General features: G+C 65.0%; 20 protein-coding genes. 11 read left to right on the top strand and 9 right to left on the bottom strand.

What is annotated here, in order from left to right:
- Positions 1–4: 4 nt before the first annotated feature.
- Complete coding sequence (locus KTJ89_RS05420; RefSeq protein WP_259357018.1) at positions 5–310, top strand: hypothetical protein; 306 nt, start codon at positions 5–7, stop codon at positions 308–310.
- A gap of 127 nt (positions 311–437) precedes the next feature.
- A complete protein-coding gene (locus tag KTJ89_RS05415; protein ID WP_259357017.1) occupies positions 438–1,250 on the top strand; it encodes a YidC/Oxa1 family membrane protein insertase in 813 nt (270 codons plus the stop codon).
- Between the two features lie 129 nt (positions 1,251–1,379).
- On the opposite strand, the gene KTJ89_RS05410 is transcribed toward KTJ89_RS05415, so the two are convergent.
- Positions 1,380–3,929, bottom strand: a complete 2,550-nt coding sequence (locus KTJ89_RS05410) for an ATP-dependent Clp protease ATP-binding subunit (RefSeq protein ID WP_259357016.1) — start codon at positions 3,927–3,929, stop codon at positions 1,380–1,382.
- 176 nt (positions 3,930–4,105) lie between these two features.
- On the opposite strand from KTJ89_RS05410, the gene KTJ89_RS05405 reads away from it, so the two are divergent.
- Both KTJ89_RS05405 and KTJ89_RS05400 read left to right on the top strand, forming a co-directional pair.
- Positions 4,106–4,756: a TetR/AcrR family transcriptional regulator gene (locus tag KTJ89_RS05405; protein ID WP_259357015.1), complete on the top strand. Its 651-nt coding sequence runs from the start codon at positions 4,106–4,108 to the stop codon at positions 4,754–4,756.
- Positions 4,753–6,501 (top strand): DHA2 family efflux MFS transporter permease subunit, encoded by a 1,749-nt coding sequence (locus KTJ89_RS05400; protein ID WP_259357014.1) that lies wholly within the window; start codon positions 4,753–4,755, stop codon positions 6,499–6,501. Before KTJ89_RS05405 ends, KTJ89_RS05400 begins: the two co-directional genes overlap by 4 nt.
- 90 nt (positions 6,502–6,591) lie before the next feature.
- Here the strand turns inward: KTJ89_RS05400 and KTJ89_RS05395 are convergent, their stop codons facing one another.
- From KTJ89_RS05395 to KTJ89_RS05385, 3 genes are all read right to left on the bottom strand, one after another.
- Positions 6,592–7,377, bottom strand: coding sequence for a DUF3152 domain-containing protein (locus KTJ89_RS05395; protein WP_172174085.1), 786 nt, complete (start codon positions 7,375–7,377; stop codon positions 6,592–6,594).
- A 103-nt stretch (positions 7,378–7,480) separates the two neighbouring features.
- A complete protein-coding gene (locus KTJ89_RS05390) occupies positions 7,481–8,149 on the bottom strand; it encodes a VOC family protein (protein WP_259357013.1) in 669 nt (222 codons plus the stop codon).
- Positions 8,137–8,838, bottom strand: coding sequence for a VOC family protein (locus KTJ89_RS05385; RefSeq protein ID WP_172174091.1), 702 nt, complete (start codon positions 8,836–8,838; stop codon positions 8,137–8,139). The genes KTJ89_RS05390 and KTJ89_RS05385 overlap by 13 nt, the downstream gene beginning before the upstream one ends.
- Before the next feature lie 192 nt (positions 8,839–9,030).
- On the opposite strand from KTJ89_RS05385, the gene KTJ89_RS05380 reads away from it, so the two are divergent.
- From KTJ89_RS05380 to KTJ89_RS05355, 6 genes are read left to right on the top strand one after another with little or no spacing between them, the layout of a single operon-like run.
- Positions 9,031–10,737, top strand: coding sequence for a TIGR04028 family ABC transporter substrate-binding protein (locus tag KTJ89_RS05380; protein ID WP_259357012.1), 1,707 nt, complete (start codon positions 9,031–9,033; stop codon positions 10,735–10,737).
- Positions 10,734–11,813 carry an ABC transporter permease gene (locus KTJ89_RS05375; RefSeq protein ID WP_139907140.1) on the top strand — a complete coding sequence of 360 codons (1,080 nt, stop codon included), beginning with the start codon at positions 10,734–10,736 and terminating at the stop codon, positions 11,811–11,813. The genes KTJ89_RS05380 and KTJ89_RS05375 overlap by 4 nt, the downstream gene beginning before the upstream one ends.
- Positions 11,810–12,670, top strand: a complete 861-nt coding sequence (locus KTJ89_RS05370) for an ABC transporter permease (RefSeq protein ID WP_374990251.1) — start codon at positions 11,810–11,812, stop codon at positions 12,668–12,670. Before KTJ89_RS05375 ends, KTJ89_RS05370 begins: the two co-directional genes overlap by 4 nt.
- On the top strand, positions 12,667–14,361 hold the full coding sequence (locus KTJ89_RS05365; RefSeq protein ID WP_259357011.1) for a dipeptide ABC transporter ATP-binding protein: 1,695 nt from the start codon (positions 12,667–12,669) through the stop codon (positions 14,359–14,361). Before KTJ89_RS05370 ends, KTJ89_RS05365 begins: the two co-directional genes overlap by 4 nt.
- A 5-nt stretch (positions 14,362–14,366) precedes the next feature.
- Positions 14,367–15,434 (top strand): putative FMN-dependent luciferase-like monooxygenase, encoded by a 1,068-nt coding sequence (locus KTJ89_RS05360; RefSeq protein WP_259357010.1) that lies wholly within the window; start codon positions 14,367–14,369, stop codon positions 15,432–15,434.
- 1 nt (position 15,435) lies between these two features.
- Entirely contained in the window at positions 15,436–16,773 is a 1,338-nt protein-coding gene (locus KTJ89_RS05355) for an alkylhydroperoxidase domain protein (RefSeq protein WP_259357009.1), read from the top strand.
- 98 nt (positions 16,774–16,871) lie between these two features.
- On the opposite strand, the gene KTJ89_RS05350 is transcribed toward KTJ89_RS05355, so the two are convergent.
- From KTJ89_RS05350 to KTJ89_RS05330, 5 genes are all read right to left on the bottom strand, one after another.
- The gene (locus tag KTJ89_RS05350; RefSeq protein ID WP_139469337.1) at positions 16,872–17,291 is read right to left on the bottom strand and encodes a DUF779 domain-containing protein; all 420 of its coding nucleotides are present in this window, start codon (positions 17,289–17,291) and stop codon (positions 16,872–16,874) included.
- Positions 17,291–18,814: an aldehyde dehydrogenase gene (gene adh, locus KTJ89_RS05345; RefSeq protein WP_259357008.1), complete on the bottom strand. Its 1,524-nt coding sequence runs from the start codon at positions 18,812–18,814 to the stop codon at positions 17,291–17,293. The genes KTJ89_RS05350 and adh overlap by 1 nt, the downstream gene beginning before the upstream one ends.
- Before the next feature lie 126 nt (positions 18,815–18,940).
- Positions 18,941–19,594: an HAD family hydrolase gene (locus tag KTJ89_RS05340; RefSeq protein ID WP_259357007.1), complete on the bottom strand. Its 654-nt coding sequence runs from the start codon at positions 19,592–19,594 to the stop codon at positions 18,941–18,943.
- A gap of 20 nt (positions 19,595–19,614) precedes the next feature.
- Positions 19,615–20,190, bottom strand: coding sequence for a GNAT family N-acetyltransferase (locus KTJ89_RS05335; RefSeq protein ID WP_259357006.1), 576 nt, complete (start codon positions 20,188–20,190; stop codon positions 19,615–19,617).
- Positions 20,190–20,696: a GNAT family N-acetyltransferase gene (locus tag KTJ89_RS05330; protein WP_259357005.1), complete on the bottom strand. Its 507-nt coding sequence runs from the start codon at positions 20,694–20,696 to the stop codon at positions 20,190–20,192. Before KTJ89_RS05330 ends, KTJ89_RS05335 begins: the two co-directional genes overlap by 1 nt.
- Before the next feature lie 58 nt (positions 20,697–20,754).
- Between KTJ89_RS05330 and KTJ89_RS05325 the strand changes: the two genes are divergently transcribed.
- Positions 20,755–20,979 (top strand): hypothetical protein, encoded by a 225-nt coding sequence (locus KTJ89_RS05325; RefSeq protein ID WP_259357004.1) that lies wholly within the window; start codon positions 20,755–20,757, stop codon positions 20,977–20,979.
- Positions 20,980–21,070 lie beyond the last annotated feature (91 nt).

Genomic DNA, 21,070 nt, shown 5'->3' with positions numbered 1-21,070 from the left:
CGAGATGATGGCGAATATGTGGCTGACTCTGCAGCTGCTCGTCGTCGTACTCTCTTCCGACCTCGACTCGGTCGTTCCCCAGTCCCCCACTCATCTCATCGTCCTGGCTCTTCTCGGCGCGGCCCTGCTGACGCCGATCGCCGCATGGGCGAGCATGGCTCTGCTGCGTGTGCTCTCGCTGTCGGCACGCCCGCCGTCTCTGCCGGACACGCGCCGAAGCATCCGCGAATTCCGCATGCCGGAGGAGCCCGGGACTCCGGGTACGGCTCTGCCCAGAGCCCCCTCTTCCGTCGTTCACGCCATCGCCTGAACGACCTGTTCCGTACGGAACGTCTCCCCGCCTCGGCGCGGGCAATTGTCATCAATCGTCACGGTGATGGCCTTCAACGGCCCATTCAACCGCGCCTCAGTGCGCCCTGTCCGAAGGACACTCACCTGTGAACATCTACGAATTCCTGCCCATCCGCCTGCTCGTCGAGGCCGCCTACACGGTGGTCACGGGGATCAGCGACATTCTCGAACCGCTCGCCGGCGGCTTCAGTGCCGCCCTGGCCGTCATCGTGCTCACCGTCCTGGTCCGCGCCGTGCTCATCCCCGTCGGGGTGTCCCAGGTCAGGGCAGGCATCACTCGGAAACGACTGGCCCCGAAGATCAAAGAGCTGCAGACGAAGTACAAGAAGCAGCCCGAACTCATGCAGCGGAAGCTCATGGAGCTGTACAAAGAGGAGAATGCCTCGCCCTTCGCCGGATGCCTGCCGGTGCTGGCACAGACCCCAGTGCTCATGGCCGTCTATGGCCTCTTCATCAATGCGACGATCGGCGGGCACGCCAATGAGCTGCTCGGTCATACGCTCTTCGGTCTGCCCCTGAACACGAGCTTCGTCAGACTGCTCGGCGCCGGCGATCTGACCGGCACCGCGATCACGGTCTACCTCATCCTCGTCGTCCTCATCGCCGTCGTCGCGGGGTTCTCCCGACACCTGCTCACCCCGGCCACACCCGAGACCCCGACCGCTCCCCCGGCAAAGAACGGGTCAGATGCTCCGGCGATGCCGGATCTGTCCGGAGTGATGAAGACCCTGAGCTTCATGCCCTTCCTCACCGCGATCTTCGCGCTCTTCGTCCCCTTGGCCGCCGCTCTCTACCTGGCGACGACGACCACGTGGACGCTCGGCGAACGGCTCGTCCTCAGCCGCCTCCTCGGGGCGAACGATCCCCAGCCCGAACAGTCCTCTGCCACCCGCGGCTGAACCGGGACGCGACGCTGCCCGCAGCAACGACAGAGCCCGGGACGAAAGAACGGAATCTTTCGTCCCGGGCTCATTCCGGTTCGGACGCGTCGCTGAGAAGCGACGGCCGGTGCAGGGCCGCCTCGGTGATCAGGCGATGATCGGCTCCGGGCGGGTGCCGGCCACGACCTTGAGTGCGCCGTCAACGACCGTGGCACGCACGGTGCCGCCCTCATCGACCGCCTCGGTGACGAGGAGATCGGCGATGCGGTCGTCGAGCTCGCGCTGGATCGTACGACGCAGCGGACGGGCGCCGAACTCGGGTTCGTAGCCTTCATCGGCCAGCCAGTCGAGAGCCTCTGCCGAGACGTCGAGGGCGATGCCCTGAGCCTCGAGGCGCTGCTTCGACGCGGCCAGCTGGTGATCGACGATGGACCGAAGCTGCTCGCGATCGAGCCGCGAGAACATCACGGTGTCATCGATGCGGTTGATGAACTCCGGCCGCATGAACTCCTTGAGGCGACCCATGACCTTGGCCTTGAGATCCTTCTCCGCGTCTCCCGCAGCCCCGGAGGCGAAGCCCAGCGGAGTGCCGGACATGAACTCGGAGCCGAGGTTCGAGGTCATGATGACCACGGTGTTGCGGAAGTCGACCGTGCGGCCCTGACCGTCGGTGAGCCGTCCGTCGTCGAGGACCTGCGGCAGCAGGTTGAACGCATCCGGATGGGCCTTCTCGACCTCGTCGAGGAGGATGACCGAATACGGGCGACGGCGGACCTTCTCCGTCAGCTGCCCTGCCTCGTCGTAGCCGACGTAGCCGGGAGGAGCACCGACGAGGCGGGACACCGTGTGGCGTTCGCCGAACTCGCTCATATCGAAGCGGATCATGGCCGACTCGTCGTCGAACAGGGTCTGCGCCAGAGCCTTCGCCAGCTCAGTCTTGCCGACACCGGTGGGGCCGAGGAAGAGGAAGCTGCCGATGGGACGGTTGGGATCGGCCATACCGGTCTGGCTGCGGCGGATGGCGCGCGACACGGCGGTCACGGCTTCGTCCTGTCCGACCACGCGGTCGTGGAGGACCTCTTCCATGTTCGCCAGTCGTGCCTTCTGGCTCTGCGTCATCCGCGCTGCCGGGATTCCGGTGGCCCGGGAGACCACATGCGCGATCTCCTGCTCACCGATGATCGCCTCGGCGGCAGCGGTCTTCACGGCCTCCGCGTCCGGGTTCTCGGCGGATTCGATCCGAGCGGTCACCTCGTTGATCTCATCGCGGACACGGCCGGCACGCTCGTAGTCCTCCACCTCGATAGCGGACTTCTTCTCCGCTTCGAGTTCGGAGAGATTGAGCTTGAGCGCGTCGATATCGACCGCGGGTCCGCGCCTGAGCGACATCCGGGCGCCGGCCTGGTCGATGAGGTCGATGGCCTTGTCCGGCAGGAAGCGGTCCGTGATGTAGCGGTTCGACAGCTCCACGGCCGCACGGACCGCCTCGGCAGTGTAGGTGACCTCGTGGAACTCCGCGTAGCGATCCTTCAGCCCGTCGATGATCGTCACCGCATCCTCGACGCTCGGCTCACCCACGGTCACCGGCTGGAAGCGACGCTCGAGAGCCGAATCCTTCTCGATGGTGCGGTACTCCTTGAGCGTGGTCGCGCCGATCATGTGCAGATCGCCGCGGGCCAGGCGCGGTTTAAGGATGTTGCCGGCGTCCATCGAGTTCGCCTCGCCGTTGCCGCCGGCGCCGACGAGGGTGTGGAGTTCATCGACGAAGACGATCATGTCCCCGTCGTCGGCGATCTCGTTGAGCGCTCCGGTCAGGCGCTCTTCGAAGTCACCGCGGTAGCGCGTGCCGGCGAGCATTCCGGGCATATCGAGTGCGATGATGCGCTTGCCCTGCAGCTGCTTGGGAACTTCGCCCGAGTGGATGGCCTGAGCGAGGCCTTCGGCGACCGCGGTCTTGCCGACACCGGCCTCGCCGAGGAGAACCGGGTTGTTCTTCGTCCGGCGGGCGAGGATCTCGATCGTCTGCTCGATCTCCTCCGAGCGGCCGATGACGGGATCGAGTTTGCCTTCGGCTGCGAGCTCGGTGAGGTCCGTACCGAACTTCTCCAGCACGGATTCCTGACCGTCCTCGCCTTCGGCCTCCTGGCCGGGATGCATACCTGCGGCTTCGGCCGCCTCGGCACCGGCCTGCAGTGCAGCCTGGGTGACGCCTGCCTGGGCGAGGATCCGACCGGCGGGCATCTCCTGGTTGAGCACGAAGGCGAAGAACATGTGTTCGGGATCGATGTAGGTCGACCCGAAGGCTCGCGCCACCTGATAGGCGTCGAGCAGGGCGCGCTGGGCCGAACCGGTCAGCGTGGGCGTGGAATCCGCCTCGGTGTCGGTGCTGGCCGGAAGGCGCTCTTCGATCGCATGGGCGATGGCCTCGGGATCGGCGCCGGCCTGGCGCACGGCGGAGATTCCGGGTTCGGAATCGACCATGGTGCGCAGGATGTGGAGCGCGTCGACCTCGGACTGACCGTGTCGTCCTGCGAACTCCGCGGCCGCTTCGATGACCTCGTGGCTGCGCTTGCTCAGCAGTCGGTTGATGTCGACGGAACGGCCTCGGCGGGCTCCGGTCTGCCCCTGGAGGAAACGAGCGAGGAACTCGTCGAACGAGTCTCCGCCCGAGCCTGCGGGTCCGAAGAATGTGGCCAAAGCTGACCTCCTCTTTCAAAGTTGAGCGTATACGACTCAATCAACAGGTGCACGCGGACATATATTCCCACCTGTCGACCGCCCGACGACGGAGTGTGAACAACATCACCGTCGAGAAATGCATTGAATGCATTTCTGCATTTGGTGCAAATTTGCAAGAGGTGCATAATTTTCTGGTGAGTTCCGAACCGACCGAATCCCTGCGCGAGCGCCAGACCCGTGAGCGCCGCGCGTCCATCCACGCCGCGGCCGTCGATCTCGTCTTCGATCATGGACTCGACGAGGTGACTGTGGCTCGGATCGCGGAAGCTGCGGAGGTCTCGACGCGCACGTTCTTCAACTATTTCCCTACCAAGGAGATGGCGATCGTCGGACTGACGACCTCTGACGATATCGCCGCCGCTCTGCAGCGATTCATCGAGAACTTCGAGCCCCGGCGCGAGCGTCTGGTGGAGGATCTCTCCTTCACCATCCGCGCCGCGTTCGAATTCCTGCTGCCGCGGTCGGCGAACAAGCAGAAGCTGCGCGCGATCCAGGCTCGGCATCCGCACCTCGGCATGCTCAGCATGGAGACGAAACGGCACTACTCCGAGCAGATCATCACCGGCATCCGCCGGCGGATCGAACGTCGCGGAATCACCTTTGCCGATGACGACACCGCCGCACGGGCCACGCGGATGCTCGCGCAGCTGTGCAGCATCCCGCTCGAGCACGCTTTCGCCTCCGCGCGATTCGACACCGAACACGAATTGGACGACGAACGGGTGGACCAGGCGTTCACCTCCTCGATCGAACTGTTCCTGACCCTCTTAGAAAGGCTGAAATGACCACTACCGCCACCGTGCCCGCTGCCGAGAAGCAGCACGGCGCCGAGGAGGAGCCGGAGATCGAGACCTCGTCGGTCATCCTGCTATTCACCGGCCTGATGCTGGCAATGTTCATGTTCTCGCTCAACCAGACCATGCTGGCCACGGCCCTGCCGACCATCGTCGGTGACCTCAACGGCGTCGACCAGATGCTGTGGGTCTCGACGGCGTTCATGTTGGCGTCGACGATCATGATGCCGATCTACGGCAAGTTGGGCGATTCGTTCAACCGGAAGAAGATCTTCATCTTCGCCATCTGCATGTTCATCCTCGGTTCGATCGTCGGCTTCCTGGCCCACAACATGGCCGTCCTCATCACCGCACGCGTCATTCAGGGCCTCGGCGGCGGCGGTCTCATCATCCTCTCGCAGGCTCTCATCGCCGCGGTTGTGCCGGCGCGCAAACGCGGCCCGTATATGGGCATCATGGGGGCGAACTTCGCGGTCACCTCGGTGGCGGGACCGCTGATCGGAGGCTGGATCACCGAGGGTCCGGGCTGGCGCTGGACATTCGCTCTCAATCTTCCGTTCGGCGTGCTCGCGCTCATCGCCGCCATCCTCTTCCTCAAGGTCCCCAAGTCGGATCGGTCGGTCAAACGCCATGTCGATGTCGCGGGAATGATCCTCATCGCCGAATTCACCTCGGCACTCATCCTCACGACTTCGTGGGGCGGGCATCAGTACGACTGGGACGATCCGATCATCATCGGACTCATCGCCATCGCCGTCATCAGCGCCGTCGTCTTCGTCTTCGTCGAACAGGCTGTGCCCGAACCCGTCATCCCGATGTTCGTGTTCAAGGACACGAACTTCGTCCTCTGCACGATCGCCGGCATGTGCATCGCCATCGGCATGTTCGGCGTACTTTCGTACATGCCCACATTCCTGCAGATGGCCCACGGGATCGAAGCGACCAAGGCCGGGCTCCTCATGGTGCCCATGATGGCCGTGATGCTGCCGAGCTCGGTCATCATCGGCTTCGTCGTCTCGAAGACGGGACGGTACAAGTGGTACCCGGTGCTCGGCAGCGCGATCGTCGGCGTCGCCCTCTTCCTCATGGGGACCTTCGTCACGGCCGATCAGAACGTTCTCGTCGTCATCGGCTGCCTGTGTGTGCTGGGCCTCGGCCTGGGACTGTCGATGCAGATGCTCGTGCTCATCGTCCAGAACTCGTTCCCGGTGGCGATGGTCGGCACGGCGACGGCGTCGAACAACTTCTTCCGGCAGATCGGCGGCACGCTGGGCATGTCGCTGATCGGTTCGCTCTTCACCTCGCGGCTGGCATCCAACCTCGAGGACGGCATCAAGTCCCTGGGACCCCAGGGCGCCCAGGCGATGAAGGGCACGGGGTCGAACTCACTGACCCCCGAAGTGGTCAAGTCGCTGCCCGATCCGATCCACTCGATCATCGTCAATGCGTACAGCGATGCGCTGGTGCCGATCTTCCTGTGGGTCTGCCCGCTGGGAATCATCGCGGCAGTCATCCTCATGTTCGTTCGTGAGAAGGCTCTGGCCACGAAGATCGATGCGGGCGCCCCGACGGACCATCAGCGTGAGGTCGTCGCGACCGACAGCATCGCTGTCGTCGAACAGCCTGGTTCGCTGGCCCCCTCGGGCACGAGCTCCGTCAGCGATGAGATCGAGTACGAGACGGCAACGCGAGGTGCCGAAGACTACTCTCTGCGGCCCCGCTCGCCCAAGCACTGATACGCACGTCTACACAATGACAGCGCAGGCCCCGCAATTGCGGGGCCTGCGCTGTATCGCGGCCGGAGTCTGTCCGCGACTGCCGCGGAACTAGCCTTTCGAGGGCCATCCGTTCGGCTCACACCCCTGCAGGCCCTTCGTCTGCTGCTGCATGAGCGGTGCGGTCTTGCCCGGTCCGGGGCAGGATTCGTGGCCGTGGCCGAGAGCGTGACCGACCTCGTGGTTGATGAGGTACTGCCGGTACTGGACGATATCGTCGAACTCCTCCGTGGCGGAGACCCAGCGCTTGGCGTTGAGGATGACGTTGGGTCCATTGCGGCATGAGAGCTTGCCCAGGGTCCGCAGCGGCAAGCACATCTCGTCGACGGTATCGGGGCTGGCGATGGAGATCATCGTGTCCTGGCCTTCATCGACGAGCTCGATGGAGACGTCGTCCATGTCCTGCCAGCCGCGCTCGTCCTGGAGGGTCTTGATGATGAAGTCGCCGGCCTCATCGACGTCGATGGGCAGGTTGTCTTCGACGCGCAGGGCGACCTTGAACGTCTTGCCCTCGTCGCGGTTGGGTCCGGTCTCCTCTTTCGGCCGGTCCCATTTTCCGCTGCCATGATCGTCGATATCGTCTTCGCTGACTCCGGCCGCTCCTGCATCCTCGACGTTCGCGGTCTCGGTGGGCGTGGGCGACTCACTCGGCTTGGCCTCGGCTGAGTCGCTCGGGTCCGGCGAAGCGGCCTGCGTTTCGGCCGCCTTCGGAGTCGGCCGCGTCTCTTCGTCGGCGGCGGGCGCGCAGGCGCTCAGTCCGACGACCAGTGAGACAGCGACAAGCGAGGTCAGGGTGCGGAGGCGTGGACGGGAGGCGAGACGGGTTCGACTGAGCACGCCTGTGAGTCTATCTCCTGCCGATTCATCGAGAAACGGGTTGCGTGTCGAGAAACGTGCGCACACACCCGTGTCTCGACACTCAGCCCATTTTTCGGCGAAGTCAGAACTCGAGCACGCCGCCGGGCCCGCGCAACCTGGCACGCAGACGACAGACCGGCCCCTCGACCACCGCGGTGTCACCGGCCCCGAGTACCTCGAGCACCTGCCGCGCCGCCTCGGGCTCCGGCGATTCCACACGGAAATCGAGCAGTTCGAGGGCGGGCAGGGCCGCCTCGGCGGGATGGACGGATTCGCCCCAGTCGATGAGGAACGGCTGCGCACCATCATGCGGCAATGGAGATCGGGTGGTCAGTCGCCATTCGAGGCGGTCGCCCTCGGCGGTGTCCCGAGCCATGTCCTGGACCTCGCCGAAATCGATGCCCGCGGTGTTCGCGGCCGCGATCTTCGCGAGGAACGCCGGCGGATGGATGGCCCAGGTCTGCAAGGTCGGCTCGGCGGCCAGATGAGCGTCGAGCGGCAGGGTGCCGTCGGCGAGCGGCTCCTGCTGCGGGTCGGGGCCGAGGATCTCGAGGTAGGTGTGGGCTCCCTCCGGCCAACCATTCGGGGTGAGTCCGAGCAGATAGTTCGCGGTCCCTCGCCCCGGGTGCGAACCGCCGGGAACCGCGCGCAGCCCGGTGGCCTCTTCCACGGCGGCGACCCCGGCGTCGAGGTCGGGCACCGTGATGATGAGGTGGTCGAGCTGCGCGGGAATGGTGTTCAGAGAGTCCATGATCCACCCGGACCTTTCAGATGAGCGTGTAGGCCCTCAGTCTCCCCTTCTTCGACATCGAGGGCAATGATGTCGAGTCCGATGCCGAAGAAGTCGAGGACCGAACCTACCGCATCCGGGTCCTCGCTCGCGCCCCACAGGCGCTCGAGTCGGACCGACGGCATCTCCTGCATCGCGGGATGCTCGGAGTCCTTCCAGTCGATGAGGAACGGCTGGATCCCCGACCACGGCAGCGGGGTGTGCCTGGTCAGGCGCCAGTCGAGAACGGCTCCGTCCGGTCTTCGGCGGGTCATGTCATGGACCTCGCCGAGGCGGACGCGCGGTTCCCGTGACCGCGCAGCGGCCGTGACGAAGCCGTCGAAATCGTCCGGACGGATCGCCCACCTCTGCACGGTCGGCGCCGTGACCCCGGCCAACCGCGCGGCCGCCAGCACCGGGTCCTGCTCGGGGTCGGGACCGAGGATCTCGAGGTACGTCAGCGGTTTCGGACCGCTCTGACGTGTGAGTCCCAGCGAATCGGAGAGTTCATCGCTGAGCTCGAGTCCGAGCAGCGCGTTGGCCGTGCCCAAGCCCGGATGCGCACCACCGTCGACCGCACTCACCCCCAGACGGCCCTCACATTGCTCAACATATTTCTGCAGATCTGGGACGGCGATAACGAGATGATCGAATTCCGCACTGTTCAACATGTCTCAATATTAAGCCCCGGATTGACGGTAATTGCACGGATGCGCTTTACTCATGGCATGCGCATCCACTTCGGGCTCCACGCCGGACACCGCCTCTGTCTGCCGTCAACGACACCTGCGATGTCCGCATATTGTTGAACTATCACACTCAGCTCCCTCTGTTCCATCCCACTTGCCCGAAGGACCTCTTCCATGCCGGACCGTCTCTCCGCCTCCGCGAGTCTGACTCAGCGCCGCCTCGACCGCCGCTCGGTCCTCAGCCTCGGTCTCGGTTTCGGCACTCTGCTCACCCTCAGCGCCTGCACACCTCACGACTCCGGTTCGCTGGCCGAGGGTGAACCCGTCCGCGGTGGAGTGCTCACCTACTTCGAACCCCAGACCTGGACCCTGCTCTACCCGCCGTCGGTCGGCTTCTACCCCAACGGCGGGATCATGAACAACATCTCCGCACGCCTGCTGTGGCAGGATCCGAAGACACTCGAGCTCTATCCGTGGTTGGCGACCGAACTGCCGGAGACGAACGCCGATGCCACGACCTACACATTCACCATCCGTGAAGGCGTGACCTATTCGGACGGTTCACCGCTGACACCTGAGAATGTGGCGAAGAACTTCGACCTGTTCGGTCTCGGCGACGAAGCACGCACGCTGCCGGTGTCCGAGCAGATCTCGAACTACGAGCGCAGCGAAGTCCTCGACGAGCATCGGGTTCGGTTCCACTTCTCCGCCCCCTCCCCCGGTTTCGCGCAGGCGACGTCGACGATGAACGCAGGACTGCTCGCCGATTCCACTCTCTACCTCGACGCCGAAGGCTTCGGCCCGGGCGGAGCCACGCAGATCCACACCTGCGGGCCCTTCCACATCACGGCCGAGACCATCGGCACGAAGCTCTCCGTCCGTGCCCGCGAAGACTACGACTGGGCTCCCCCGCATCTGAAGCACCAGGGCCGAGCCCACCTCGACGGCATCGACTATCTGACCAACAACGAATACTCCGTGCGCATCGGAGCAGTGCTCTCCGGACAGGCAGACGGCGTCCGCGACGTCCAGGCTCCGGACGAGTCCCGTGTGACCGAGCAGGGGCTGCGCCTCTATGCGAAGGCGACGAACGGAATCAACAACAGCATCAACTTCCGGTTCCGCCACGACCTGCTTGCCGATATCGACGTCCGGCGAGCGATCATCGCCGCCATCGATCGCCAGGAGATCGTCGACAAGCTCTTCACCCCGAACTACCCGCTGGCCACCGGTCTGCTGGCCAAGGGCGCCATGGGGTATGTCGACCAGTCGGGGTCGTGGGACTTCGACCCGGACAAGGCGAATCGCCTCCTCGATGAGGCCGGGTGGAGTGAGCGCAACGAGCAGGGCTACCGTGTCAAAGACGGGCAGCCGTTGGCGCTGACGGTGAATATCGCTCTGCCGCAGCCGCGGTCGAACGAGGTCCAGACCCTCATCCAACAGCAGCTGCGCCGTGTGGGCGTACGCCTGTCGATCAATCCCGGCGACCAATCGAAACAGACCCTCGACGCCCTCGAACTCGACACCGTGCAGATCTACCATTCCATGGTCGCCCGCGCCGACTTCGACAACCTGCGCTCGAACTACTCGTCTGTCAACCGCGATGTCTTCCTCAACGGAGCCGACCGCCCCGACGCCGACGACGATTCGCTCGATGCGAAGGTCGACGAACTCCTCGAAACGCTGGCGTCCGAACCGAACCAGGAGAAGCGCCAGCAGGCCGCCGAGGCGGTCCAGAACTACCTCGTCGACCAGGCCTATGTGCTGCCGTTCTTCGAAGAGCCGCAGGTCTTCGCCTTCCGCCGCCGCGTCCACGGCTTCGCCACCGAACCCGTGGGACGGCCCGACTTCTACAGCACCTGGCTGGCAGGAGAGAAATGATCCTCGACACCCGTTACCTCTTCCTGCGCCTGGGCCAAGCGATCCTCGTGCTGCTGCTCGCGTTCACAGCGGCGTTCATCCTGCTCAGCCTCATCCCCGGCGACGGCGTCACTGCCCGCTTCGCCGATCCGGCGCTGGGTCTGTCCAATGACCAGATCGCTGAGATCCGTGCGGCCACCGGTGCCGACGACTCCTGGTGGTCGCGTTACGTCCTCAGCCTCACCGGGTTCCTCACCGGCGACTTCGGCTATTCGGTCCAGACCGGTGCGGCCGTGTCGACGATCATCGCTGCGGCTCTGCCGTCGACCGCAGTCCTCGCGGCCTCCGGGTTCGTCACCGCCCTCGTCCTCGCCGTGATCATCGCCGTCTTCGCCACCTTCGGACCGTCCACCGGGCCGACGGCTCGGGTGCGCCGGGTCCTCGACTCGGTGCCCAGCCTCTTCATCTCGATCCCGGTGTTCTGGCTCGGAATCCTGCTCATCCAGGTCTTCTCCTTCCAACTCGGCGTCGTCTCAGTCGTCGATCCCGGCCCCGCCGAGGCGCTCGTACTGCCGACCCTGACCGTGGCGGTTCCGCTCTCGGCCCCGATCGCCCAGGTGCTCATCCGCTCCATCACCGAGGTGCAGGCCTCCGGCTTCGTCAAGGTCACCACCGCGAAGGGCGCCTCCGAACTGTGGATCCTCGTCCACACCGTCGCCCGCAATGCGGTGCTGCCGGGGCTGACGATCATCGGCCTCGTCTTCGGCGAACTCGTCGCCGGCGCCGTGGTCACCGAGACCGTGTTCGGCCGCAACGGCATCGGACTCATCACCGCCCAAGCGGTCACCCACCGAGACAATCCGATCCTCCTGGCCGTCGTGGTCATCGCCACCTTCGGCTACGTCATCATCAACCTCGCAGTCGACCTCCTCTACCCCGTCATCGACGTCCGGCTGCGCACGAAACGCAGCTCCGCCTCGGCGGGCAGGGCCCTGCGCAGCCACGACGAACCGACACGTCGCGCTCTCACGGCATCCGCTGCCAGCGTCGGCGTCGACCTCGAATGGGATGACGAGACGAAGGAGAAGAACTCGTGAGCATCGTCTTCACCCGCGGCCAGGGCACCGAGACCCGGCGCGCACGCGGCGGCCGGGCACGCGCCGCGCTCTCCCCGGCGACCATCGTCTCCGCTCTGGTTCTGCTCATCGCCGTCGCCTGGGCGCTGGCTCCCGGGCTCTTCACCCACTTCGACCCCAACGACGGCGGAGACACCCCTGCCCTGCTGGCACCGAGTCTCGAGCATTGGTTCGGCACCGACCAGACTGGCAGGGATGCCTTCACCCGAGTCGTCTACGGCGCCTCCCAGTCCCTGTTGGCCGCGCTCGTGGCCGTCGGGGTCGGGCTGATCATCGGCACCACGATCGGGCTCATCGCCGGCACCCGGCGCGGACTCATCGACGATGTGCTCATGCGCCTGATCGATGTGCTGCTGTCCATCCCCGCGATCCTGCTCAGCCTTTCGATCGTCGTGGTCCTCGGCTTCGGCACGATCAACGCGGCCATCGCCGTCGGCGTCACCGCCATCGCCCAGTTCGCGCGTCTCGCCAGGTCACAGGCGGTGCAGATCAATACGAGCGACTTCGTTGCCGCGGCCTACGGTTCCGGCGGCACCTTCTTCTCCGTCCTCACTCGCCATATCCTCCCGAATTCGATCTCTCCCGTGCTCTCGCTGGCGGTCCTCCAGGTCGGTTCGGCGATCCTCCAGATCTCCACGCTCGGGTTCCTCGGCTACGGCACCCCGCCGCCCACCCCGGAATGGGGACTCATCATCGCTGAAGGCCGCAATTTCGTCGCCACCGCCTGGTGGCTGACAGTGCTGCCCGGCCTCGTGGTCATGGCCATCGTGCTCGCCACCCACCAGATCGGCAACACCCTGCGAAAGGTGACATCATGACCGACTCCTCACTGCTGCGCATCGACGGCCTGTCCGTCGAATACTCCCACCGAGGCGGCTCCGCGGCACCGGCCGTGAGCGAGCTCGATCTCGCGGTCCGTCCCGGTTCGATGACCGCCGTGGTCGGGGAATCCGGTTCGGGGAAGTCGACGACGGCGAACGCCGTCATCGGTCTCCTTCCCTCCTCGGCCAGGGTCGCGGCCGGGCGGATCCGCCTCGGCGAGGTTGATCTGCTCAGCCTGGGCACCTCCGGTTGGCGCGGTGTGCGCGGATCTCAGATCGGGTACGTCCCACAGGATCCGGGGTCCTCGCTCAATCCGCTGCAGACGGTCGGCAAGTCCGTCGCCGAGGCGCTGCGCATCCACCGTCGCGCGGGCCGCGCCGAGGCTCGCGCCCAGGTCGTCGAGCTCCTGGACCGGGTCGGCATCGACCAGCCGGAGAAGCGGGCCGACCAGTTCCCGCATGAGCTCTCCGGTGGGATGCGGCAGCGTGTGCTCATCGCCGCTGCCATCGCGCTGCGCCCGCGCCTGCTCATCGCCGACGAACCCACCTCCGCCCTCGACGTCACCGTCCAGAAGCAGGTCCTCGACCTTCTCGATGAACTGCGCGCCGAGACCGCGATGGGCATCCTCTTCATCACCCACGATCTCGCCGTCGCCGGCGAACGCGCCGACGAGGTCGTGGTCATGCAGGGCGGACGCATCGTCGAATCGGGGCCGGCCGGACGGGTCTTCTCCGACCCGGCCACCGATTACACCACCCGTCTCATCGCCGATGCTCCCGCACTGCAGACAAAGGCACGAACTGCCCGCACCGAGGCGACCAGGGAGTCCACAGACCCGTTCGTCTCCGTCGAATCGCTCACCCATGTCTTCGACCGTACGGATGATCGGATCACCGGCATCGAGGGTGTGGGCTTCACCGTGGCGCGCGGGACCACGCACGGTCTCGTCGGCGAGTCCGGCTCGGGCAAGACCACCACGGGCAAGGCGCTGTCCGGGTTCCTCGCCCCGCAGTCCGGGCATGTGCGCATCGGTGACTTCGATGCTGCGGAGCTCGGACGTGGTCGTCCCTCACGGCAGCGGCTGCGGGAGTTCCGGCGCACCGTGCAGCTCGTCCATCAGAACCCGTTCTCAACTCTCGATCCCAAGCATTCGATCCGGTCGACGCTGACGGAGCCTCTGCGCAACTTCCGCCTCGGCGATCGCGCCTCCCGACCGCGGCTCGTGACCGAAGCGATGGACCGGGTGGCGCTGCCTGCGGACTTCCTCGATCGGCGTCCCGCCGAACTCTCCGGCGGTCAGCTGCAGCGAGTGGCGATCGCCCGCGCCCTCATCGTCGAACCCGAACTCGTCGTCTTCGACGAGGCTGTCTCGGCCCTCGACGTGACCGTGCAGGCGCAGATCCTCACACTGCTCGACGAGCTGCAGAGGGAGCTCGGTCTGACCTACGTCTTCATCACCCATGATCTCGCCGTCGTCCGCCAGATCGCTGATACGGTGTCCGTGATGTCGCACGGACACCTCGTCGACGACGGCGCGACCGAAGAGATCTTCACTCGCCCGCGCTCCGCCTATACCCGCACTCTGCTCGAGGCGATCCCCCGTCCCGCGACGCTGTCGGTCGCCGCAGCGCCTGCGAACAATCGACCGGCGACCCCGACCCTGCTCACTGCAGCAGCAGAAAGCTGAGAACCATGACCCCGCAACCCACCGACACTCAGGCGACCGACACTCAGGTAGGCGGACCGAAGCTCGGATTCTTCACCCGCCTGCTCGAAGACGCCCCCGCCGCAGACCGCTATCGCTTCGCCCTCGAACAGATCGAGGCGGCCGAGGACTTCGGCTTCCATTCGGCCTGGGTCGCCCAGCATCACTTCTCCGCGGCCGAGGGCGGGCTGCCGTCCCCGCTCGTCTTCCTCTCCCACGCCGCCGCCCGTACCACCCGAATCTCTCTGGGCACCGCGATCATCACCCTGCCGATGGAGAATGCCGTGCGCGTGGCCGAAGACGCCGCCGTCCTCGACGAGCTCTCCGGCGGTCGCCTCGAGATCGGTCTGGGCTCGGGCGGGAACCCGAAGTCGTTCCCCGCCTTCGGCACGAGCTTCGATGAGCGTCGTGAGGTCTTCGCCGACAATCTCGCGACCCTGCGCACACTGTTCTCAGGCGACCGGCTGCCCACCGACCATGGTCTCTACCCCGCTCCCGATGGGCAGCGTCCGAGCCTCGAGCGACGACTGTGGCAGGCGACGTTCTCCGCCGGCGGAGCCGGGGCGGCAGGTGCTGCCGGTGACGGTCTCATGCTCTCGCGGACTCAGCCGCGTCCCCAGGACAATCCGGCGGCACTCCTCGACGAGGTGCAGCTGCCGGTCATCGATACCTATCTCTCCCAGCTGCCCGAGGGGGCCGAACCGCGTATCCTCGCCTCTCGTACCGCCGTGGTCGCCGATGCCGAGGATCTGTCCCGGCTGCGCGAGATCACCGAGCCAGCGCTGCGGGCCGAGGCCGACCGCCTCGTCGGCTATGACACCTCCGGACTGAGCCTCGATGAGCTCCTCGTCGCCACCGACACCTACCTCGGCACGCCCGAGCAGGTGAGCGAACGTCTGCAGCATGACCGCGTCCTCGATCGTGCCACCGACGTCAGCTTCCAGGTGCACTCGGTTCCGGCGACGAACGAGACCGCTCTGCGGTCCATCGAACTGCTGGCCACCGAGGTGGCACCCGCCCTCGGGTTCTCCGTGACCAAGGAGAAGGTGCACTGAGATGGCAGATATCATCAACCTCCTCGCCGGAATCGCGGCGAACGATCCTCTCGATGAGCTGCGCGGCCACCGGGCGAAGGCGAAGGAGAACGCGCAGCTGAGTTTCGAGGCTCTGCTCGAACCCGCTGATCCGAAGAGCGTGAGCTTCCGCGACCGTTATGCGGTCGCCGCGTTCACCGCGGGTCTGCTCGGTTCGACTCGGGCCGAGGAGTTCTACCGTGATCTCCTGCGTGACGAAGACGAGTCCGTGTCCTGGGCGGTCGCCGAACTCCTCGACGAGGCGACCTCGCCTGCCGGCACAGCTGGTCCCTACGGAATCTTCGAATCCGCGGCGTTGGCCGAAGAGAACGTTCCCGGGCCGTGGCTGACTGCCGCCGAGGCGACGGCGGAGAGACTCGGTGAGAAGCTGACGGCAGGACTCGAATTCGCTCATCTTCTCGTTCTCCATCCGCGCGACAGCCGCCCGGGTCACCTCGCGCTTCTGCTCGAGGCGGGATGGGACGAGGACGGCATCGTCACTCTCGCTCAGCTCGTGTCGTTCCTCAACTTCCAGATCCGCATCAGCACCGGACTCGCCGCGCTCACCGATGCGGCGGCCTCAGCGACCGCGGATACTCAACCGCACCAGGCGGACCGGTCGGAAGGCGAATCCGCGAACGAGACGGACGATGCCGACGACGGCCCCGCCTCGGCGAGAGTGGACGAAGCTCTGCAGGCCGTCGGCGACAGGGTGAAGACGTATCCGAATCTCCACCGCCCGAAGCTGTTCCAGCAAGGTGGGCTCGGGTGGGTGCCGTGGATCGCTCCCGTCGCCGAGTCGGACCTCGGCGATGACCAACGGGATGCCCTCATCGAGGCCGGACGGGCGAAGAACCCGTACTTCCGGCTGCTGGCGAGGGATCCTGCCGCACTCAAGGCACGGACCCTGACCGACTTCGACATCTTCTTCAACACCACCGACGGGCTCGGCCGGGCCGAACGCGAACTCGCCGCGACAGCGGCCTCGCGGCACAACGGGTGCCTGTTCTGTGCGTCGGTCCACGCCGATCGGGCCACCGAGGAATCCGGGCGTCGTGACGTCGTCCAGCGCCTCCTCGACGAGGGAATCGGCACGAAGAGCCACCTCGGTGATCAGGTGTGGGATGCCGTCGTCGATGCCTCGGTGGCGCTGACCCTGACCCCGCAGGCGTTCGGCGTCGCACACGTCGAGCAGCTGCGTGCGGCGGGTCTCGACGACGGCGACATCATCGACGCACTCAGCTGTGCCGCCTTCTTCAACTGGGCGAACCGACTGATGCTCTCCCTCGGCGAACCCGAGGTGCTGAACGCCGGGAAGTGACCGCGTCTTCAGCACAGATGCATTCTGCGGGTGGATCCACCTCGAAACCTCTGGAGAAATCGAGGCGGATCCACCCGCAGGAGACAGTGCTCGTGGTCTCAGCCGACGTCCATGAGCGTCGAGCGGATGATGAAGCGGTTTCCCGTCGGTGATTCGACGCTGAAGCCGCTCCCCCGTCCCGGCACCACATCGATCGTCAGATGTGTGTGCTTCCAGTACTCGAACTGCTCCGTCGACATCCAGAAGTCCAGTCCGGCCTTCTCGGCATCGTCGATGGGCAGGTCGAAGTGGCCGAGCAGCACATCGGCTTCCGAGGTGAGGAAGTCGCCTTCGGGGAAGCACATGGGCGACGAGCCGTCACAGCAGCCACCGGACTGGTGGAACATGAGCTGTCCGTGTTTGTCGACGAGGTCGGCGAGCAGGTCGATGGCGGCCTGAGTCATCGCCACTCGCGATTTCTCTTCGCCCTCGATCGTCGGTGTCGATTCGAGAGCGGCTGTTTCGGCTGTTTCACTCATCAGAAGAATCCTTGTGCATTTTCGGAGTAGCTGACCAGCAGGTTCTTCGTCTGCTGGTAGTGGTCGAGCATCATCTTGTGGTTCTCGCGTCCGATGCCCGAGGACTTGTATCCGCCGAACGCGGCGTGGGCCGGGTAGGCGTGGTAGTTGTTCACCCAGACGCGGCCAGCTTGGATGTCGCGTCCGGCTCGGTAGGCGGTGTTGCCGGTGCGGGCCCAGACTCCGGCGCCGAGGCCGTAGAGCGTGTCATTGGCTGTGGCGATCGCGTCGTCGTAGTCGGAGAACGAGGTCAGGGCCACGACGGGTCCGAAGATCTCCTCCTGGAAGATGCGCATCTTGTTCGTGCCCTTGAAGATCGTCGGCTGGATGTAGAAGCCGCCGGCAAGGTCACCGTCGAGTTCGGCTTTGTCGCCGCCGATGAGCACCTCGGCGCCTTCATCCTTGCCGATATTCAGATAGGACATGATCTTCTCGAACTGGTCGTTCGAGGCCTGTGCGCCGACCTGGGTGTCGGTGTCGAGCGGGTTGCCCTGCTTGATGGAGCGGACGCGTTCGACGCCGGCGGCGACGAAGTCGTCGAAGATCGAGTCCTGGACGAGTGCACGCGACGGGCAGGTGCAGACCTCGCCCTGGTTGAGAGCGAACATCGCGAAGCCTTCGAGCGCCTTGTCTCTGAAGCTGTCGTCGGCGGCCATGACGTCGTCGAAGAAGATGTTCGGTGACTTGCCGCCGAGCTCCAGGGTGACCGGGATGATGTTCTGCGAGGCGTACTGCATGATCAGACGGCCGGTCGTCGTCTCACCGGTGAAGGCGATCTTGCGGATGCGTTTGTTCGACGCCAGCGGTTTGCCGGCTTCGACGCCGAATCCGTTGATGATGTTGAGGACGCCGGGAGGCAGCAGGTCGCCGATGAGTTCGGCGAGGACGAGGATCGACGCCGGAGTCTGCTCGGCAGGTTTGAGGACGACGCAGTTGCCGGCGGCGAGCGCCGGTGCGAGCTTCCATGTGGCCATGAGCAGGGGGAAGTTCCAGGGAATGATCTGTCCGACCACACCGAGGGGCTCGTGGAAGTGGTAGGCGACGGTGTCGTCGTCGATCTGTGAGATGCCGCCTTCCTGCGCCCGGATGGCTGAGGCGAAGTAGCGGAAGTGATCGACGGCCAGCGGGAGGTCTGCTGCCAGGGGTTCACGGATTCCCTTTCCGTTGTCCCAGGTTTCGGCGACGGCGAGCATCTCGAGATTGGATTCGATGCGGTCGGCGATCTTGAGCAGAATGTTCGACCGTTCGGCGACCGAGGTCTTGCCCCAGGCCGGTGCCGCTGCCCAGGCTGCATCGAGTGCGGTCTCGACATCATCTGCGGTGGAGCTGGGGATCTCGGTGAAGGCCTGCCCGGTGACGGGGGTGATGTTCTCGAAGTAGTTGCCGTCCTTCGGCGGCACCCACTCTCCTCCGATGTAGTTCTCATAACGGGGCTTGAACGTGACGAGCGCGCCGTCGGTACCGGGTGCTGAGTAGACTGCCATGACACTCCTTCGTGTGAGTCCATCCACCCCACAACACGTGCCTCGTCCGATGGCGGTCGGAGGCGCGGAGCGGATGTGTCCGTGTCCTCTCACCTTAGGTCGGAACCCGGGTGCGGACAATAGCCGTCATTGCTTCGTGATCGAGTTCTGAGAGTCCGTTCCACACAGGCCTTCTGTTAGTGCTTCGAGCGATTCCAGCCAGAAGTCGGCGGCTCTCGTTTCCGACCACTTCCGTTGGATGACAGCCCAAGGCCCCCGCTGGAGGAATGCTGTCATCATTCCTGCTTGCTTCGCAGGGACGATGTCATTGTCGATTCTGTCTCCGACATAGAGAATCTGACCAGCCTCAACACCTGCGGCATCGACTATGCGATCAAAGAACTCGGGCTCCGGCTTGCTCACACGCCATGTTGCCGATGAAGCCAGAAAGTGAGGGGACAGTCCGTTAGCCCTTAGCTGTCGCTCAACTCCATTTGGCTGATTGCCCGCGATACCCACGATTCTTCCAGATGTCTTGACTGCCTCGATGCACGCAGCTGCGTCTGCGTAGAGGTCTGCAAGTGTGACTGTAGTTTTCGCTGTGGGCGGTCGCACTCCCAGTTCGTTCCATATGCTTCGATGATCAACTCTCCTTTCGATCAGTGACCCGAACACAGAGAAGAAAGTGAACTCCGAGATTCCCGCTTCGTTCGCCAGCTCCGACCAACTTCGGGTCTCATTGACCAGAGTCTCGCCGACATCAAAGACGATGGCGCGAATGCCGTTGAGTTTTTCGGTCAAGTCCCTAGCTTTATTCGATCTCATTCAACCGACTCCGAAGGTGGGCGACTTGCGGCGTACAGCACCATGTCTCGCCGAGTGCCGCCGATCTCCTGGTGTTCCACAAGCACTCGTTCGCGTACATATCCTGCTCTGTCAGCGGTCCGCAGAGACCCGGTGTTCCCCGGTTCGATGAAGAGTTCGACTCGGCTCAGCCCGGGAATGATCCAGGCGAAGTTCGTCAGTGCAACGAGCGCCTCAGCAGCGTATCCGCGGTGTCGCGACGAGGGCGCGATCGCGTAGCCTGCACTGGCTCGGCCGTCTGCAAGGTCTTTGAGCCACAGACCGCAATTGCCGACTGCCTCATCGTCGGAGCGCCGCGCGATCGTGAACGAGAAACCCCGCCCTTCTGCGTGACGCCCCTGTTGTCTCCGAACCCAGGACTCAGCCTCCTCACGGCTGGCGTGCCCGGGCAGAGTCCCCGTCAGCGGCACGTACGGATCGGTGGACAGGTCACGGGCCATAACAGCATCACGAAGTTCCACGCGCCGCAGTCGGATCGCGCCGAATTCCGGATCAGTCGGGGGCCACGGAGGCAGTCGATGAGGTGTGAGCATCAGCCACCCATTGCCTCCTGACCACCCTGAACATGATGTCCCACCGGCTTCACCATGATCAGGCAGGGCGTGTCCGCTCCCCACAGGTCGGTCTCTTCCAGAGGCAGGAAGCCCATCTTCTCGTAGAAGTGTCGGGTCCGTCCATAGTTCGGATCGTCCTTCGACGGGCCGAGGGTCTTCACTTCGAGCAGCTGCGCCCCTCGGGCCCGCACATCCTCGGTGATGGCCTCGATCATCGCAGTCCCGACTCCCTCGCCATGGAAGGAGCGGTCGACGACGGTGAAATGGATTTCGCTGGTCTGCGGGAAGTGATGCGTCACCAACGTGACTCCGACGACTCGGCCACGTTCGTCGCGGACCGTCCACGTCTCCATGCGGCGCGCGTCGTCGATGTATTCGGCGTTGGATTCGGGTCTGCCGAACCATTCCGGCACGGTTGCAAGCAGCCGTTCCACATCCTTAGGCACGGCATCGTCGCGCTGAGCTCTCCAGTCGGCTTCAGTCATGGGCTCCACCCTAGACTCCGCATCGATGCTCCGGTACCCCGTTGCTAGACTCAGCCCCATGAGCGAGCCCGAGTCCCCCGTCCTCCGACTGATCCCGTATCTCGCGGCGATCACCGTCACGGTGTTCGCCACGCTGTCGGTGGTCGGCACCGGGGAGTCCAACCTGCTCGTCACGCTCGCCGTCGCAGCAGTCGGCTATTTCGGCACATACTTCATCGTCAAGCTCATCATCCACGCCCTCGTCACCCGGATCGGTTCCGACCACCACGACGACCACGACTGACGCTCAGTCCTCGCCTTTGGCCCGTCCCGCTGCAAATGTGGAAGCAACAAGTGCAATCGAAAACAGCGCATAGGCCACAGAAAGCCCGCCG

Origin of the sequence: Brevibacterium sediminis, from assembly GCF_024895295.1 — a bacterium.
GTDB classification, from domain to species: Bacteria; Actinomycetota; Actinomycetes; order Actinomycetales; family Brevibacteriaceae; genus Brevibacterium; species Brevibacterium sediminis.
This window is presented reverse-complemented; position numbering and strand designations above follow the sequence as displayed.